The following is an 18306-nucleotide window of genomic DNA, read 5'->3' as shown; positions in this document are numbered from 1 at the left end:
CCTGCGCTGCGGTAAATTCACATCAGGCTGGAAGCGGTCTCCAGACTCCGGCAAGTTTTGCGCAAACCGCGTACCTGCAGCGCTATTCCTGCGGTTGTCACCAGCAGCATCATCTGCCATACTCCCATTGCTGTTGGCTCAAACACCCACAGGTTGGGGGTAAAGGCAAGGATCATCTGTACCAAGGCCACCACGCCGGCGAAGGTCAGGCAGTAATATCCGCAGCTTGGGGTGCGAACCCGATTGAGCAGCCACAGGCAGCCGAGGCAAGTTAAATTAAAAGGCACCAGCAGATAGATCAGCAGGGTTGCAACATCACTATGTATCCAAACACTTAATATCGCAGCCAGCAGGGTCAGACCCAGCAAATCCGCCATCCCCAGCAGACTCATGCGGACCATCGTCAGCTTCTCCAGGAGATGGCGGGTGCTGAGTTCTATCTCCAGCATATGACAGCTAAGCGAACGGGTCAGAGTACGGATTCCAGCCATTACCAGCAGAGGCGCAGATATAGAGACCATCATGACGATTTGCACACTCTCTCCCATTTCCTGAAGGGCGTTTCGCAGTAACAGCACCATTCCCAGGACAATCAGTAATTGCACGGCCCACACCTTCCAGCTGATGAAGCGAAGCTGGGCCAGATAGAACTCTCCGAACGACGTTCTCCGCCCGGCTTGTCGCTGGCGCAGCACCTCCACCGACCCTCTGGCGGTATCTTCAAGATGCTGCCGTTCAATGGGGGGCGTGGGGTAGTTCCTTAGGGTGTTGACGATGGCTTGCTCTGATCTCTTGTTCAACGGGTTCACTCCTTTCCAAGTGACTTCTTAGTACAGACAGCCCGCGCTTCACCCGGTACTGCACCATACACACGTTCACTCCTGTTACGCGGGCAATGTCACGGTAGGTCAGATCCAGGCAAAAGCGCATAAACACCAGTTCCCGCTGCGCCTCAGGCAGCAGCTCAAACAGTTCATGCACCAGCTGCTCTCTTTCCACCTGTTCTTCTATAGAGCTGCTTTGCTGTGCAGCCCTCCAGTCTGCTGCATCCCCCTCGTCCTCCAGGGATAGCGGCTGCCCCTTCCTTAAATGATCGTTGCATAGATGGCGGGCGATAGTGTATAAGTACGCACGGCATTTTCCGGCGTCAGTATAGCGCTCAATATGGCGGCAGAAGCGGTAAAAGGTCTCTTGAGTTAAATCCTTCGCCTCTTCCGCGTTCCGTACCCGCCAGCAGCAATACTTCTGGATGCCAGCGTAGTGCCGCTCAATCAGCGGTGTCAGATATTCGGTTTCCCCTTCCTGAATCCGCCGAATCCATTCCCTTTCATCCACCTCGTCCCCTCCTCTCTAATAGGTATAACTGTTTTTCTGCCGGAAAAAATGAACATATATTGTGTCATTCTTGTGACGTTATTCAATATTCACAAACCTGATCATATAAGAACCGGGGGAACGGATAGGCAAAAAAAGAAGCAGCGGCTAGAAAGCTCACTGCATCTCAAGATTGCTCAAGGACTGAGGTTAGTATATATTTCTGGTCTCTATATGCTCCAAATTGGTAATTTACTTCATGAACATCAGGTGAGGTGATGTAACCGATCATTTGTATATCTGCAAATTCACCGCAATAAACCGAGTGTACCATCTAAAATCCCCCACTACAGTTCGATGTCTCACAATACGCAAAAAGGATGATCTGCTCACCTTTGAACAACTGGGCAGCAGCTACCGGATGAAATCGCGCTTTGCCAAATTCCACAACCTGCCCGACCTCATGAAATGGTAGGGAAGAGTTAAATCCAGTTAGGGTATGATCGGCAGCAATAAATAAGAATCAAATTCATCCCCTGTATATAGAGTAACGTCTGCTTCCCAAACCCTGTCATCCGCCGTCTGAGTCAGCAGTGCGCAGCCGCTCTGATTCTGGCTGCCAATTTCCAGGAGCAACCGATTTCCTTTAGCTACAACAATCGCGCTATCCCATATCTCTATATCCAAGGGGTAGACTTCCCCGGGAATCAGCTTCTGGATCTCATCAAAGCTGTAGTAGGGCTTATATTCCGCCGATATTTGATCATTTGTTTTACGTAAGGAAGCGCGTAGCCAGCCTTGGCTAATGGGGAATTGGTCCGTTAGTGCTCCTGAATTAACTACCTCATTGCCAAGAGGGTCAATGTTGCGCAAAGATACAAAAATGTCTATATCATCTGTAGTTGACGATGCCCACAAGCGGAGCTTGATAGGCCCCAGAATCTCTGTTTCGTTCTCGAACGGAGCAGTTTCAAACAGAATACGCTTGGAGTTGTTTTCCTCTCTCGAGAATGCTTTCACCATAAAGGGCTCGGCCCAGTGCCTGGACTCGCGCTCCTTATCGCCATCATAGCAAAGCTGGCTCTTGGCTTGCGGAAGTTCCACTGTAAGCAGCTTTGAGCTTGCATCAAGGTAAAATCGAGTCCATTGGGTACGCTTAAGCGGATACTCATTCTCGTAGCGCCATGTGTAGCTATTACCTCCGCGGGGAATGGCAAGCTTCACCTTCGGCTCCCTCGTTATGCCGGTATCGATTCCCTTGAGCCAATAATCGAGGAATTTTTTCTGCAGCTCACGACCCTGAGCGGTATAAAATTCACCAACATGGCTGCCGATATGCACTTCAAGCCACTTGTGCTCCGATGCTGCATTCTGAAATCCCAGAAAGTTCCCCCGGGTATGCATTCCGGCGCTAAACCAGTTGCTTGCGGATAATAAAGGCACCTCTACTTTGCTTAGATCAGAGAACCGATTCGTCCATGATTGATCACGTAACGGATTGTTTTTGACCATCTCTGGGAAATCAATGCGATTGTCCTGCAGTTGTTCCTCGGAGAGGCTTCCACCGGGATTGTATTGATGTGTCAAAACTCCGTTTTTCCACCAGAATGAAAGAAAGCCGTTTGCCTGAATTCCACCCGGATAACAGAAATCCGCATAATAATCTACTGTACCTTCCCAAGGTATGATGCACGCTAAATGAGGAGGTTGTTCGGATGCCACAGCCCATTGGCTCATTGCCAAGTAGGAGATGCCCAGCAGTCCTATCCGTCCATTGCTCCAGGCTTGCGTTCCAGCCCATTCGATTGCATCATAATAATCCTTCTTTAAAGCACTTGATAATATATCAAGCTTCCCTGGAGAATTACCGATACCACGTTCATCTACTCGCAATACAGCATACCCTTGTGGCACCCAATATTCAGGATTTGGTGTTTCCCAGCTAAGTAACGGTCCTTTATCCTGCGAATGGGTATATTCTATTGCAACCGCCGGGTTAGCAGGAGCAAATTGTGAGAAATGCGTATCCTTTCCATACGGACACATCGTCATGATTACTGGAAAATCCCCGTCTGCATTAGGCTGATAAAGATTTGCGGCGAGGTAATTCCCATCTCTCATCGGAATCTTTACTTCCTTCCAGGTAAGCTCATAAAAGTGATTACTTCTTTCGTTAGTGTCGATAGGTAGAGGATTCATAGCTTGCCTCCATTTGATAGTTTTTCTTGAAACCAGTCAATCAATAAGCTGTGTTGTATATGCCGAATACATTTCTTCTTTTCCTTAGGTGCAGCATTTCCATACCAATGGATACCCCCCCTTCTTCCAGCAATTGGATTCACTCCTTCTATCATTTTTATAAAAGAAATATTAGTACACATGTACTAAAGCAAGTGTATTCCTGCGAGTACACTAATTCAACTCTGATCCTTTTCGAGAAAATCATTCTTAGCGGAGGATTCTCGGCAATCATCTCTGGATTCCTTCCATATCCTTAATCAAGCTACTTATTTCGGCTTAAAGGGCCAATTTATGATATAATGCTTTTGATTTCAAGTACATATCACAAACGCTATAAAGGAGATAGGCATGGATAATAATTTAAGAGATAAGATCCTTGAGACTTCAATTGAATTATTTAATAAAAATGGATATGCATATGTAACATTGAGGGATATTTCCGATGCGCTAAATATTAGTCCTGGTAATTTGACATACCATTTCAAAAAAAAACAAGACCTCATGATCGGTGTTATGGCGAGGCAGTATGAAGAATATCAAAACTTAAATTTCTCAGCAGAGGTTTCTATCCAAGGGCTGAATCAGCAGTTTTTAATCCTTAGTGCATTCCGCGAAAAATATTTTTTTTATTTCTCCAGTTTTACAGAATTGCCTAAGCTGTATCCTGAGATAGCTAATATGCAAATTAAGGTTGTTAATGATTTCTATACACTTTTTACCGATACATTTACCCTATTTGTTAATAATGGAATTATGAAAGAAGAATTATATGCCGGACAATATGAAAATTTGTCTATATCTTTATTATCGATCAATATGTATGGGACACAGGAAATAATTCTTCTCCAAAACTTTCTTCCAAAGCAGAAAAGTATCATTTCCATCCTGTGGAGCCTTATATTGCCTCATTTAACAAGAGAAGGGATGGACATGTATAGTCGGATGACACAGGTCGATAAAACTCCTCCCCCACAACTATGCTGCAAGCAAGATAAACCGAACGGAGGCTTGAAAGAGTCAATAGGTGACCCCCAAGGTACGTAAGATCTGACTAAGACGGCGGAACAATATCCCTCCCAATAGATGGTGACATTACCCAACAGTCAGGCTTCCCTCACTAATTTGAGAACTTGCTCCTCAAATTGTTTCATTTTCATTCATCCCGCTTGACAGCCATTTTCATTAATCGAACGACACAACCATACCCAGTAAAACGCAAAATAAAAAAACCCTTCCGAAGAAGGGTTTGGTGTGTAAACTATGATGCGGTCAAGAGGACTCGAACCTCCACGATATTGCTATCACTGGCACCTGAAGCCAGCGCGTCTGCCAATTCCGCCATGACCGCATATTATATATACAGCGATTTAATCACCGTAATTAAGAATATACTCCCTTTTGATGTAAAATGCAAGTTTTATTTTCGAAGCAGTGTATTAATCACTCGTCTGGACAGGACAATTCCTATTTTCACACTGAAAGATTAATCACTGACTAACTTACGTATTCAAAGTAAATTACAGTTATAACTTTATAAAGGAAGGTTAGATAACATGGATTCTTTGGATCATAAAATCATCAATGCGCTTATGGCGAATGGAAGAATGACCTGGGCCGAGCTTGCCGGACTGCTTGGCCTCTCTTCTCCTGCGGCTGCTGACCGGGTTCGGAGACTGGAGGAGCAAGGGATAATCAAAGGCTACACGGCGCTAATTGATGGCGAAGCTGCCGGTTTTGGGTTGGGGGCACTCATTGCGGTTTCGCTGGAGCGGCCAACGCACCGGCAGGCTTTTCTGGAATTGGTACTGAAGCTGCCGGAAATTCAGGAATGCCATCATACCGCCGGAGATGACGACTACATTCTGAAGATCCGCTGCCGGGGAACCCGCGATCTTGACCGGATCATCAGCGAGGAGCTGAAAAGCCTGCCGGGTATTGTGCGGACCCGCACAACGATCATCCTCGGAACGGTTAAAGAAACACCGAATGTCCCGCTGTCGCCTGAAGACACTGCACCATGATCAGCTGGCCCGCCCTCTTCAGCGGCTTCGGTTTCGGTTTCATAATTGCCGCTCCTGTCGGTCCCATGTCTCTGCTATGCATTAACCGGACACTGAAGCATGGCTTCTGGGCGGGCCTGGCGACCGGTGCGGGAATTGCGCTTGCCGATGTACTGTATGCTCTGGCTACCGTCACCAGCTTCCGAATTGTGAATGAGATCACTTCTGCCTATGATCTGCCGCTCCGGCTCATCGGCAGCCTCTTCCTTGGGGTTCTTGGAGTAAAAGCTCTGTGGCCGGGCAAATCCGGTGCCAAACCGGAAGCCGTCCGCAGCGGAATAGCCTACAGCATGTTCTCCTCCTTTCTTCTGACTTTGGCTAATCCGGCCACCATTCTAAGCTTCATGGCGCTCGCAGCTTCACTTGGAAATACTGTCGGGTCTTCCCTGTTCCTCCCGGCCGGAATTGCGCTCGGCTCCTGCTGCTGGTGGCTGCTGTTATCTGCTATTATCTGCTGGATCAGCGGCAAACTGCCAGATGCCTTCATTCGATCTTTGAGCCTGATCTCATCGGTCAGCCTGATTCTGTTCAGCTTATACGGCATCAGCTTGGCCTTATTGGGGGCAGGCGGGTGAATCCGGCTTGAAACTGATGATAGGCATAACCATTGAATCTCCACCACTTAGCTGACTTGAAGGGGTGGATTCTTGCGAACAGAGGAGCAACCTCCTCTTATGGGCAAGCGATCCCTGCGTTCTCGCAGTTCTACGTTTTATTTTTATAGGTAATAGCTATACCGCTACCTGTTTGATATTATGAGCCGCATTTTCATCCCGATCGCCGCATTTTCATCCCGATCATGGTGTGTTCCGCAAGCTACACATGTCCATTCTCGAATCGAGAGGTTCTTCACTTCGGGATGGATCGTGCCGCATACGTGGCACTGCTGACTGGTCGGCTCGAAGGTGTCGGCAACCCGGAGGGTTCGTCCATACCAGGATGCTTTATACGTGAGTTGACGCACCCATTCGCCCCAGGACGCATCAGCGATGGACTTGGAGAGTTTGGGATTTTGAATCATATTCCCCACACGCAAATGTTCGATGCTGATCGTTTGGCACTCACGGATCAGCTTCGTTGTCATCTTGTGGAGAAAATCGTTCCGGGAATTTGCAATGTGTTCGTGAATACGGGCAATGTGTTGCTTGGCTTTCTTCCAGTTCGACCTCCTGGTGTGCGTCTTGCCAAACGCCGCTGCCACAGCGCAAGCTTTTTCTCGTATTGACGGTAAAACCTGGGGTTGGCAAAATGCTCGCCGTTGGAGCACACAGCGTATTCCTTAAGCCCTAAGTCAATACCGATATGCGCATCTGCTTGTGGGAGTGGGGTCTTTTCGACCTCGCAAACCAGGGAGACAAAATACTTATCGCTGGCGTTTTGCCGTACCGTAGCGGACAGTATACGACCCTCCAGCTTCCGAGAGTTGGCGAAACGCATCCAGCCGAGCTTGGGAAGCTTCAACCGGTTGCCTTCAATGGCGATATTTCCGTTCGTGAATTTCGTGGTGTAGCTTTGTACTGGATGCCTCCGGCTTTTAAAGCGAGGCGCTTGATTTTGCTTTTTTAAAAAAGCGGTCAAAGCTATCTGCCACATGCCGAACGGCGGACTGTAAAGCAATACTATCGACTTCTTTGAGCCAGTCATATTGGGTTTTTAGGACAGGGAGCTGTGTCGCACAGGTCTGATAGGACAGACCTGTGCCTGTTTCGGCATAGGTTTGATTCCACTCTTCCAGGAAATGATTGAACACAAAGCGGCAGCAGCCAAACATTCGACGAATGAGTTGCTGTTGCCCGGTATTCGGGCAGATGCGGTATTTATAGGCTTGATGAACGATCATGTGCGACACCCCCTTTATAGTATTTTCTTACAGTATAGCACATACGTTCGCTGAATAGTTGAAAACCGCCGATTCATCTCCGCCTATAGAGGTCGGAGTCTTTTCGGCTTTTGAAGATAAACTCTATTTGATTTATATATTTCACTTATAAGATAACGCATGGTACAACAGAAGTATTCCTGTTTGACCTGAAAGGAGACTTCCGATGAATCAGCAATGGAATACCGGAACCTATGATACGGATATGGCCTTTGTTTCCCGCTTCGGAGAATCTTTGATTCATCTGCTGCAGCCGCAGCTTCATACTTGCTAACACAACGTTTCTTTCGTAAACATTATTGCCACGCTCACCTTTCTGTTACAATAAATGGGAACAATAGTTTGCATTAGGATGATAACCTCAATTGATGAGTTCGAATAACAAGTCACAAAAGAGGGGGTGGTTACATGTATGCTCAACTATTTCTAGGGATCGCAATGATCATTTCCGGGATAGGTCACTTGCTAAGCTTTAAACTCTTCATTGGTAAAAATGCAAAAACATTAATTAGCGAGGAATCCATCGGCTCCTTCCAAAAAGGGTTGGCTCTGCCCCATTTTTTGCTAGGACTTATTTTCATAACAATGGGGCTGGTTGAAAAAGAGAATAGCCTTCAACTGCCTGTATTTATAGGAATTTATATAATATTAGCCTTGATTCCGTTGACATTGGTTTTAAGAAACAATAAGAACCATTCGGGCCGCTATTTTCTCTAGGGATTCACATCACAATCAAATATCACAGCAGAACCCGCCGTTATTTGGCGGGTTCTGTTGCGTCTCCTACATACCGGTTGCTTCCGGCTCCCAGCCCCGCCACGAGCAGCAGAACACTTGCCGCTACGAGCAGTGCCAACGGACCGTTCCAGCTGTGCGTAGCGTCATGAAGCAGCCCGAACAATGCCGGTCCCATGGCTGCCAGCAGGTAGCCGATCGACTGGGCCATTCCCGACAGCTCGCTTGCCTCCTGTGTGCTGCGGGTGCGCAAGCTGAAGAACATCATTGCCAGTCCAAAGGCAAAACCTCCGGCAATGCCGATACAGATCGCCCATACCGGCATCCATGCGCTGCTGCCGAACCAAACGCCGGAGATTCCGGCCATGAACAAAACAGCCGTAATAACAACCAGCCCCCGCTGGTTCTTCAGTTTGCCTGCCCATAAAGGAACAAAAAAGGTAAACGGAAGCTGGGCCAGCTGCAGCAGTGAAAGAATCCAGCCCGCATGGCTGGAGGACATGCCCCGCTCACCGAGAATGACCGAGAACCAGGCAATCAGAACGTAATAAAGCAGAGATTGCAGGCCCATGAATAAGGTAACCTGCCAGGCGAGCGGTGAACGCCACATTTTCCCGGCTGAGCCGGGCGTGCTTGTTCCGCTCCCTTGGCCCAGGCTCTTCATCTGCGGAATCCAGAATAGAGTAGCCAGTGCAGCGACAATGAACCATAGGGCAAGCGTACCCCGCCAACCGAACCCTGCCTGGTCCGCTATCGGAACACTAATGCCGGAAGCCACCGCTGCGCATAAATTCATCGAAACCGTATAAATCCCGGTTAGAAGACCGATCCGCCCGGGAAACCTGCCTTTGATCAATCCCGGCAGCAGCACATTGCATACCGCAATCGACAGCCCGATGATTGCGGTGCCTGCGAACAATGTGAGGGTTCCCGAGGCGGAACGGATCAGGATTCCCATCGACAATGCCAGCAACGCCAGCATCAGCACGTTGGCAAGGCCAAAACGGCGGGCGAGCTGCGGAGCAAATGGGGACAGCAACGCAAAAGCGAGCAGCGGCAATGTAGTTATTGCTCCGGCAAGTGTATTGGATAATCCCAGATCATCGCGGATCATCTCCAGCAACGGTCCGACAGAGGTGAACGGGGCCCGCAGCGCCGCTGCGACAAAAATAATGCCGACCCCAAGCAGAATACCGTTAGATCCTGCGTTTCCTGGGGATAAGGTGGATAATGAAGTCTGAATCTTGCGGTCTTCTTGCCTTGCTTTCATGAGGCTCCTCCTGATTGCAGCGAAAAAATCCGTCAAGCACCGGGCTTGTACGGAAATGAAGCTGTTCTATGTATCACGCTTTGTTACATTATACCCCCTTATGTATGCCGGTGCACAGCTTCTTGGATTCTCAGGATAACTTAACTATACGGCCTTCCATCTGAAAAAGCCGCCGGTCCAAAAGGACCGGCGGCTTTGGAGAAGATTAAATCAGCTGATTATACCCAGAGAGACTTAGTGATGATTACAAGCAGGATGAACAACACCAGAATCGCTCCAGTGGAAGTGAAAGCACCGCCGTATCCTCCAACATTTTCGCTCATGTTAACTCCTCCTTTATACTTGAATACTTTTAAAATATGTGGAAATATCCAGTCTTGTCTGGGTGATGCGGAAAGAACTTACACCCTTCCCCTGCAATTTAAATTATTCTTGCGGTTGACAAAACGGACAACCCTCTTTAGTATCCTAAGAATAAAGGTAGTTGAGAATCACTCTCAACTAGAATACATAACATTACAGAAAAGAGTGAACAAGAGATGCTGCGTCGTTTTTTTTCCTATTATCGTTCTTATAAGAAGCTGTTTGTTCTCGACTTCACTTGTGCGGTGGGTGCGGGGCTTTTGGAGCTGGCCTTTCCGGTGGCCGTGAATAAATTTATTGATGATCTGCTCCCCGGACAAGACTGGTCATTAATTCTGATCGCCAGCGTTGCCCTGCTTGCCATCTACGCTCTTAATACCGCAATGAATTATGTTGTCACCTATTGGGGGCACATGCTGGGAATAAATATTGAAACAGATATGCGCAAAAAAATGTTCGATCATATCCAGAAGCTCTCCTTCCGCTTCTTCGATAACAATAAAACCGGGCATTTGCTCGGTAGGATTACCAATGATTTGAACGATATCGGCGAGGTGGCGCATCACGGTCCGGAGGATGTGTTCATTGCCGTGATGACGCTGATTGGAGCCTTTATCCTGATGGCCGATATCAATCTGAAGCTGGCCGTGATCACGTTCATTATCGTGCCGATTATGGCTTGGGTCATCATCCATTTTGGACGCAGCATGACCTCTACCTACCACCGGCTATTCGGCAACGTAGGCAATTTCAATGCCCGGATCGAGGACAATGTCGGGGGAATCCGCGTCGTGCAGTCCTTTGCCAATGAAGAATATGAAAAAGAACTGTTCGCTGTTGACAACCAAATGTTCCGCCAGACCAAATTGATGGCCTACAAGCTGATGGCCAAGAGCTCGTCAGTCAGTTATATGATGACACGCCTGATTACAATTGTGGTCATGGTCTGCGGCGCCTGGTTCTTTATTCAGGGAGAGCTGGAGATCGGGGAGTTTGTTGCTTTCATCCTGTTGTCCAATGTCTTTTTCCGGCCGATTGAGAAAATCAATGCCGTTATCGAGAGCTACCCGAAAGGTATTGCCGGGTTCAAACGTTATCTTGAGGTGATTGATACAGAGCCGGATATCGCTGATAAGCCGGGTGCGGTGGACGTCGGTTCGCTGCGCGGAGATATTATCTTTGGAAACGTCAGCTTCGGCTATGATGACAATCGTTCGGTACTGCAGGAGATCAGCTTGAAGGTCAACGCCGGGGATACGATTGCTTTTGTCGGCCCTTCCGGCGCGGGCAAAACCACAATCTGCAGCCTGCTGCCCCGCTTCTACGACGTCACCGGCGGCAGCATCTCCATCGACGGAATAGACATCCGTGACATGAAGCTGAATTCGCTGCGCAAGCAAATCGGGATTGTGCAGCAGGACGTCTTCCTGTTCTCCGGCACAATCCGTGAGAATATCGCCTACGGCAAGCTGGATGCGGAGCTTCCGGAAATCTGGGAAGCTGCCAAACGCGCCCACCTGGAAGAGCTGATTAGCAGCCTCCCGGATGGCATGGATACAGTGATCGGGGAACGCGGCGTGAAACTGTCCGGCGGACAAAAACAGCGTCTGGCCATCGCCAGAATGTTCCTCAAAAATCCTCCGATCCTGATTCTGGATGAAGCCACCTCGGCGCTGGATACGGAAACGGAAGCCGCCATCCAGCAGTCGCTGGCTGACCTGTCGGTGGGCCGTACCACCCTTGTGATTGCCCACCGTCTCACGACGATCAAAAATGCCGACCGGATTATTGTTGTAAATGAAGACGGTATCTCCGAGGAAGGCCGCCACGAAGAGCTGGTCAACGCCGGAGGCACCTACAGCCGCCTGTACCAGGCGCAGTATAATGCGTAAAACGCAGAGAATGAAATAAATGGTCAAGGAAACAATAGCGCAACGTAAGGCCGAGAATTGTCCTATGCAGGAATGATAGGACATAGGACATCATGCAGAAATAAGAACAACCTTCCGCTCTACAGCCCCCTATAGGCTGATTGCGGAAGGTTGTTCTGCGTTTACCTGCCTCTTTCCCTACCCCTTCACTGCACTGCCGGCCACCCCTTGAATAATGTACCTCTGCCCCAGCAGAAAAACGATAATCATCGGAATAATGCCTGCTGTCGCTGCCGCCATCATGCCGTTGTAGTCTACGTTGTTCTCAAGAATGAAATTTTGCAGGCCAAGCGGAACGGTATATAAATCCTTATCTAGCAGAAAAACCAGCGCATTCTCGTAATCATTCCAGTGCCAGGAAAAGTCGATGACTGCAAGAGTAGCCAAGGCGGGCTTGGCCAGCGGCAGCACCAGCCGGAAAAAGATCCGGAAATGCCCTGCCCCATCGATAAATGCCGCTTCGGAAATTTCCGCAGGTACGGACAGGAAGAACTGGCGCAGCATAAACACTCCAAAGATCGTGAACATGCCGGGCAGAATCAGCGCCCAATGTGTATTATAGATTCCCGCCCAATCAAACATCAGAAACTTCGGCACGAACAGCACCTGCGGCGGAACCATCATCATCGACAGGTAGACCAGGAACAGCGGCTCCCGCCCCTTGAACTGAATCCGGGCAAACCCGTAAGCAGCAAAAGCAGAGAAGAACACTGCGCCGGCCGTGCTGATCAGCGATATTTTCAGCGAGTTCAGGTAGTAGGTAATAAAGCTGTCATTCCCGCTCCACACCTTAATATGATGCTCCCAATTCAGGCTGGAGGGAATCCACTGAACCGGATATTTGAACACATCCGCAGGAGACTTGAACGAAGTGCTGATCATCCAGATAAAAGGCACAATCATCAGCAGGGCGAAACCGGACATCACAAGGGTTGTGATGATTTTGCGGATATTAAGGGAAGAATCAGCCTTGATCTCCTGCAGGTAAGGAGCTGCCGGTCTAATCGTTGTTTTTTGCATAGGAAATCCTCCTGAAAATTTGGTGGCGAAGCCATCACCCGGACGCTGAACTGTCTACTCAGTAATGGACCCAGCGTTTTTGGCCGACCCACTGGAACACGGTGAAGATCATGATAATCGCGAAGAGCGCCCAGCTTATGGCGGCGGCATAACCCATCTCGTAATAGCGGAAGGCATTCTGATAAATGAACAGTGACAGCACCGTTGTGCTGTTTCCCGGCCCTCCCTGGGTGATCGCCTGAATGATGCCGAAGTTCTTGATTGTCATAATCAGTCCGGTGATCAGCAGCAGAAAGGTTGTAGGACTCACCAGCGGCCAGACTATACGGCGGATGCTCTGCCAGGGACGGGCTCCGTCGATTCTGGCGGCTTCCATCAGCTCTTCGGGAATTTCCTGCAGGGCAGCCAGAAAAATAATCATGTTGTAGCCCAGCATGAACCAGATCCAGATGATGTCAATCGCATACATCGAGGTTTCCGTCGTGGACAGCCACCCTGGCGGATGGTTAATGCCAATACCGCGCAGGAATCCGTTAATCGGACCCGAGGTCGGCTGGAACAGCAGCATCCAGACAAATGCAATGGCTACGCCGCTGGTAATGTAAGGCATGAAATAAAGCGCCCGCAGCGTTTTTTGAAAATAAACAGATTTGTTCAGAATAACCGCCACTATAAAAGCCAGCAGAATCGACACCGGAACGGCCAGCAGAAAGATAAGTGTATTCTTCAGCGCTACATAAAAAAGCTCGTCTCCCAGCATCCTCGAAATGTTGTCCAGACCGACAAAATGAATCTCCGGGTCCATAAATTTGTAATCGGTGAACATCAGATAAAACGAATAGGCGGCCGGTATAATAAAAAACAACAGGACCCCGAGCATATTCGGTCCGATAAACAGATAGCCGAGCCTGCTCTGCCGCTTCATCCATGATTTGTTCATTGTTCCCCCACTCCTTAGCTGTATGATCTCGACTTAAGCATAACAAGCCTGGCGGCGGCTTTTAAGGAACATAACCACCGAATGGATATCACAGAATTACTTAATTTGCAGCTTGTCCGCTTACGGGCATGTGGATGGAAATGTTCTATTCGTGGACAAGTGGAAACGGCTTCGCCTTCCTCAAAAGGACGGTATCCGTTTCAGCGAGAAATAGAAGGATAATTTATAGCGTGAAGCATATAAATGCTTATATTTTAAAAAAACCGCTCCCCATAAGGGAACGGTTCTATGCAGCACAACCGGCTGCGGCTTACTGATTCTGCTTCAGCCATTCATTGTGGCGTTTGACCATACTCTGTACCGTTTGTTCCGCAGTCTGGCTGCCAAGGAAATATTTCTCGTATTCCTGGGCGCGCATATCCACGATTTCCTGGGCAATGCTGCGGACAAAGGTTGGCGTCTTATCGCCGTAGAGCACGAACTCAAGCGAAGCTTTATCATAGGTGTCCGCATGATCGCCTAGCAGCTGGCTGATCGCGGTCTGCTGGTCCACCGCATTGGAGGAAGGCAGGCGGCCTCCGGCCGCCATCGGAATCATGCCGCCGTCGGCATACCATTTCAGGAACTCCCAGGCCGCTTGCTTATTTTTGGATTTGGCGTTGATGGAGATGAAGTCGCCCAGTCCGCCGCTTTTGACGAAATCAGCTGCATTGTCCGCCAGCCTTGGAACGGGAGCAAAGGCGATGGTGAACTCACGCGGAAAATCCGTCATATTGTTGGAGCTGCGGATCAGCCATTCCCCAATGTTGATCATCGCTGATTCCCCGCTGAGGAACATGTTCTCCACAGGCATCTTGGAGGTCAGCTGCTCGCCAAGCGGCGGGGTGGTGGCATCCTCCTGCATCATTCCGTTCAGTGTTTCAAGCCATTTGGTGATCAGCGGATCATCAAGGTTAGAGCTGCCATCCGCCTTGACATAACCGTTCTTCACGAGAGCGGAATCCAGCGGATCAACCAGCGAGGCAGTATGCTGCACCAGCCCGTACTTGAACCCCTCTGCCTTCAGCTTGGCGGCATATTCTCTTGCTTCATCCCAGGTCCATGCCGTTGGTAAGGCCAGACCGGCTTTATCGAGCGCATCCTTGTTCAGGGCAAAGAACAAAGCATTCTTTTTGGTTGGCATCCCGTAGTATTTATCGTCTATTTTCCAGGTAGCAGCATCCGCACCCATTTTCTCGTCGATGTTGTAGTCGGTGAATTCGCCGAGGTCGAGGGCAGTGCCGCCCTTGATGCGTTTATCCAGATTGGTCAAAGTATAATTGACGAACAGATCGACGTTCTGCCCCGTCGAGAGTGCGGTATCAAGCTTCAGGTTGCCGTCATCATCATTGACAAAACGCACGTATTCGACCTGAGTCTCAGGATGCTCCGCATTCCAGGTATCCACAACCTCCTGTGGTCCGTTCTCCGGCGGAACGGCACCCCACATGGTTAACTTCACCGTTTTGCTGCCTTCATTCCCCTGCGCTTCTCCACCAGTGTTATTTTTAGTTCCTCCGCATCCGCCCAGTATCCCAAGCATCAGCACGCATGCTGCCAGCAGGGTCAACCCTTTTTTAGTTTTCATCGTTTCTGTCTGCCTCCCCGTTTTTGTTATGGATTGTGCTTCCCTTACATCCTAGCAGGGACGCTGGAGGCATTTTAGATACAAATCCACCATCCTGGCGGAACAAATATACGGAATTTGCAGCAGTGACCGGGCAAAAATGATCACACATATTTCTTCTATTCCTCACGGTGGCGGTATTGGCTCGGGGTGCATCCGGTCCAACGCTTAAAGATTTTGATGAAATAGTTATCGCTCGGAAAGCCCACCCGATGCCCCACCTCATGCACAGGCAGATCGGTCTCCCGCAAAAACACTGCCGCTTTCTCCATCCGCACACCGTGCAGATAATGGATCAGCGTATGCCCGGTTTTCTTTTTGAATAAGGCGCTGATATAATTCTCTCCCATCATCACATAGCGGGACATGGACTTGACTGTAATATCGCGGTCGTAATACTCTCCGATATATTCAATGATCTTGCTAATCTCCGGATGCGAAACAACAGGCCCGGACAGGGATCCGAAGCCGGACAGCAGCGGATTTTTCACCTCATCTTCAGGAAAAGCCCCACCCGGTCCGGGGTTAGCGGTGTCAGGTGCTTCCGCAGAAGCTGCAACAACCGCTGGAATCCCGTCCGCCTCCAAAAGAGCAACATTCCGGTGACTGCCGGCACTCAGCTCGGCGCTAACCTTGCGCAGCGTATCCCGCAATGAACCTACGCTCATTGACAGCTTGAGAATATAATTGGAGGCCCCGTATTCCATCGCTTGGCGGACATATTCGAACTCTCCCATGCAGGTCAGCATAATAAATTTCGTATTCAGCCCCGCTTGACGGGTCTGCTTCAACAGCTCAATGCCGTTCAGACCAGGCATCACGATATCCGCGAGCACCAGATCAGGTTTATCCCGCATGATTAGTTCCAGCGCTTCGGTCCCGTTGCCGGATTCGCCGATAACCATGAAGCCGAGCTCCTCCCAGGAAATAATCTCCCGCACCGACTCTCTTACGAATACCTCATCCTCCACCAGCAGTACGCTCCACATGAGACCTTCCTCCCTTTACTCGATCTTCTTGTCCTGCACATATGGTGTCGACAGCAGGAAGGGAATACTGAACCGGATCAGGGTTCCCGGTGACAGCTGGAGAATCTCCAGCTCACTTTGGCCCTTGAAGAGCAGCCGCAGCCGTTCCTTCAGGTTGGACAGTCCGATCCCCTTACGGGTCCGGGTCACCTGCAGGCGCCTGGATTCCTCCATGCCGATGCCGTTATCCCCTACCTCCAGCGTAAGCTGCGCTTTGTCATTTCTGTAAATACGGATACTGATCTGCCCCCGTCCAGTCAGAGGGCCGACGCCATGGCGGATCGCATTCTCCACCAGCGGCTGCAGGCTCAGCTTCGGCACCAGCGCATACTCCAGCTCATCGTCAAAATCACAGGTTACCTCAAAGCTGCCCTGATACCGGATCCGCTGAATATGCAGGTAAGCTTGAACCAGCTCGATCTCGTCCTTGAGGTAGACCAGCTCAACCTCAGCATTCAGGCTGACCTCCAGCAGCTTGCCCAGCGACACGCACATTTCGGAGATCTCCTCATTCCCGCTGCGGATGGCGCTCCATTTCATCGTGTTCAAGGTGTTCAGCAAAAAATGCGGGTTCATCTGGGCCAGCAGCATATGGAAATGAACCGCTTCCTTCTGCCGCTCCTCTGCCTTCAACTGGGCAATCAGCTTATTCGTGTCATCCAGCATTGTATTGAAGGTCCGGGTCAGCTCCAGCACTTCGCCACGGCTCCGGCCTTCGGGGATGCGGATTTTCAGGTTTTTGCGGACGACATCCTTCATCTTGTTCTGCAGATGCGACAAAGGACGGGTAAAGGTAGCAGAGATCATAAAGGCCATTAGTACAAATGCAGCTGTGAAGGCAAAAAACGTCAGGAAATAACGCTGCTTCAGCCCGGAAATTTCATTAAACAACACGGCCAGCGGAATCCGGTTGACCATATACCAGTCCAGTGACTCGATATAGACATAATTGATCAGTGTGCCGGTCTTGTCATCGGTCAGATACGCCTGTGCAGGATGGAGGGCAATTTCCCGGGTGATCTCCGGGGCCAGCACCGCTTTTTTGGAGGAGCGGGCCACAGTCTCTCCCTTGCCGGTAATCAGAAAATAATCCTGACTGCTCAGGGATTCCTTGAGGACGGACTGGAACCAGAAGGAATAATCGATACTGATCCGGGCCAGCCCGTAGCGGTTGCCTCCGCTGTCCTTCATATAGGCATACAGCGAGAGCAGATAAGGGCTGGTGGATACCTCCCGCAGCATATTGTTCTCGTCGCGTGAATCCCACTGGTAGAACAGATCTTGGGCTTCTGCGGAATCCAACGTTTGCGCTGCTGCTTCACCCGGGAGGACAGCCTCTCTTTGGACCGTGCCCTGATCTGCAGGGACAACACTCCCCAGATGGCGGCGGAAGAGCTCACGGTACGGTTCGTAGGCTAGCGCCTGTTTCGGCAAATAAGAAGTGTATACGCTCTCATGAAAGTCCAGCAGGGTAAAATATACGGAAGGATTGTATAGGAAAAAGCTATTGTTGAGCATTTTAAATTTTTCTTCGATCAGCGCTTTATTCTCTAAAGGCGACCGGTTACCTGGCTTTGTCAGAACACTGCGGACCGCCGAATCCTGCTCCACAAAGATCAGCGTCTTGAAGGCTACGCTCATCTGATCCTCCAGCGTTCCATACATCTGCACCAGCTGCTCGTGGCTCTGCTGGCTGATTTTCTCCTCGACGAGGGATTCAATCTGCCGGTAGTTGTATACATTCAGCACACTGAACGGCAGAAGAATAAGGATGAGAAAAGCGCCGAACAGCCTGTATCTCAGCTTCTGGGGTATAAACATCTTCCAGTCCGGCTTCTTCATTTCCGCAGCTCTCTCCC

General features: G+C 49.7%; 15 protein-coding genes, 1 tRNA gene and 1 pseudogene. 5 read left to right on the top strand and 12 right to left on the bottom strand.

What is annotated here, in order from left to right:
- Positions 1-17 precede the first annotated feature (17 nt).
- The 3 genes from NSS79_RS11890 to NSS79_RS11880 form a co-directional block, all read right to left on the bottom strand.
- Positions 18-800 (bottom strand): hypothetical protein, encoded by a 783-nt coding sequence (locus NSS79_RS11890; RefSeq protein ID WP_342439519.1) that lies wholly within the window; start codon positions 798-800, stop codon positions 18-20.
- Positions 736-1335, bottom strand: coding sequence for an RNA polymerase sigma factor (locus NSS79_RS11885; RefSeq protein ID WP_342439518.1), 600 nt, complete (start codon positions 1333-1335; stop codon positions 736-738). Before NSS79_RS11885 ends, NSS79_RS11890 begins: the two co-directional genes overlap by 65 nt.
- Before the next feature lie 471 nt (positions 1336-1806).
- Complete coding sequence (locus tag NSS79_RS11880; RefSeq protein WP_342439517.1) at positions 1807-3513, bottom strand: CocE/NonD family hydrolase; 1707 nt, start codon at positions 3511-3513, stop codon at positions 1807-1809.
- A 390-nt stretch (positions 3514-3903) separates the two neighbouring features.
- Between NSS79_RS11880 and NSS79_RS11875 the strand changes: the two genes are divergently transcribed.
- Positions 3904-4599, top strand: a complete 696-nt coding sequence (locus NSS79_RS11875) for a TetR/AcrR family transcriptional regulator (RefSeq protein WP_342439516.1) — start codon at positions 3904-3906, stop codon at positions 4597-4599.
- A gap of 220 nt (positions 4600-4819) precedes the next feature.
- Here the strand turns inward: NSS79_RS11875 and NSS79_RS11870 are convergent.
- A tRNA-Leu gene (locus NSS79_RS11870) sits at positions 4820-4903 on the bottom strand.
- A gap of 205 nt (positions 4904-5108) precedes the next feature.
- On the opposite strand from NSS79_RS11870, the gene NSS79_RS11865 reads away from it, so the two are divergent.
- Positions 5109-5576 carry an Lrp/AsnC family transcriptional regulator gene (locus NSS79_RS11865; protein WP_342439515.1) on the top strand — a complete coding sequence of 156 codons (468 nt, stop codon included), beginning with the start codon at positions 5109-5111 and terminating at the stop codon, positions 5574-5576.
- The gene (locus NSS79_RS11860; protein ID WP_342439514.1) at positions 5573-6190 is read left to right on the top strand and encodes a LysE family transporter; all 618 of its coding nucleotides are present in this window, start codon (positions 5573-5575) and stop codon (positions 6188-6190) included. Before NSS79_RS11865 ends, NSS79_RS11860 begins: the two co-directional genes overlap by 4 nt.
- A 164-nt stretch (positions 6191-6354) precedes the next feature.
- Here the strand turns inward: NSS79_RS11860 and tnpB are convergent.
- Positions 6355-7455 (bottom strand): annotated as a pseudogene (gene tnpB / locus NSS79_RS11855) (IS200/IS605 family element RNA-guided endonuclease TnpB).
- Between the two features lie 447 nt (positions 7456-7902).
- On the opposite strand from tnpB, the gene NSS79_RS11850 reads away from it, so the two are divergent.
- Positions 7903-8211 carry a hypothetical protein gene (locus tag NSS79_RS11850; RefSeq protein WP_038589493.1) on the top strand — a complete coding sequence of 103 codons (309 nt, stop codon included), beginning with the start codon at positions 7903-7905 and terminating at the stop codon, positions 8209-8211.
- Positions 8212-8251: 40 nt separating this feature from the next.
- Here NSS79_RS11850 and NSS79_RS11845 read toward each other — a convergent pair whose 3' ends face one another.
- Both NSS79_RS11845 and NSS79_RS11840 read right to left on the bottom strand, forming a co-directional pair.
- The gene (locus tag NSS79_RS11845; RefSeq protein WP_342439513.1) at positions 8252-9499 is read right to left on the bottom strand and encodes an MFS transporter; all 1248 of its coding nucleotides are present in this window, start codon (positions 9497-9499) and stop codon (positions 8252-8254) included.
- Between the two features lie 218 nt (positions 9500-9717).
- Positions 9718-9822, bottom strand: a complete 105-nt coding sequence (locus NSS79_RS11840) for a YjcZ family sporulation protein (protein WP_218642530.1) — start codon at positions 9820-9822, stop codon at positions 9718-9720.
- Positions 9823-10038: 216 nt separating this feature from the next.
- Between NSS79_RS11840 and NSS79_RS11835 the strand changes: the two genes are divergently transcribed.
- The gene (locus tag NSS79_RS11835; RefSeq protein WP_342439512.1) at positions 10039-11754 is read left to right on the top strand and encodes an ABC transporter ATP-binding protein; all 1716 of its coding nucleotides are present in this window, start codon (positions 10039-10041) and stop codon (positions 11752-11754) included.
- Positions 11755-11931: 177 nt separating this feature from the next.
- On the opposite strand, the gene NSS79_RS11830 is transcribed toward NSS79_RS11835, so the two are convergent.
- The 5 genes from NSS79_RS11830 to NSS79_RS11810 form a co-directional block, all read right to left on the bottom strand.
- Entirely contained in the window at positions 11932-12813 is an 882-nt protein-coding gene (locus NSS79_RS11830) for a carbohydrate ABC transporter permease (RefSeq protein ID WP_081965780.1), read from the bottom strand.
- A gap of 58 nt (positions 12814-12871) precedes the next feature.
- A complete protein-coding gene (locus NSS79_RS11825) occupies positions 12872-13753 on the bottom strand; it encodes a sugar ABC transporter permease (RefSeq protein ID WP_340899243.1) in 882 nt (293 codons plus the stop codon).
- A gap of 310 nt (positions 13754-14063) precedes the next feature.
- The gene (locus NSS79_RS11820) at positions 14064-15380 is read right to left on the bottom strand and encodes an extracellular solute-binding protein (RefSeq protein WP_342439511.1); all 1317 of its coding nucleotides are present in this window, start codon (positions 15378-15380) and stop codon (positions 14064-14066) included.
- Positions 15381-15538: 158 nt separating this feature from the next.
- Positions 15539-16408 carry a response regulator gene (locus NSS79_RS11815; protein ID WP_342439510.1) on the bottom strand — a complete coding sequence of 290 codons (870 nt, stop codon included), beginning with the start codon at positions 16406-16408 and terminating at the stop codon, positions 15539-15541.
- Between the two features lie 15 nt (positions 16409-16423).
- Positions 16424-18289 carry a histidine kinase gene (locus NSS79_RS11810; protein ID WP_342439509.1) on the bottom strand — a complete coding sequence of 622 codons (1866 nt, stop codon included), beginning with the start codon at positions 18287-18289 and terminating at the stop codon, positions 16424-16426.
- Positions 18290-18306: the final 17 nt, after the last annotated feature.

The organism is Paenibacillus sp. FSL L8-0436, assembly GCF_038593025.1.
Classification (GTDB): Bacteria; Bacillota; Bacilli; order Paenibacillales; family Paenibacillaceae; genus Paenibacillus_AQ.
This window is presented reverse-complemented; position numbering and strand designations above follow the sequence as displayed.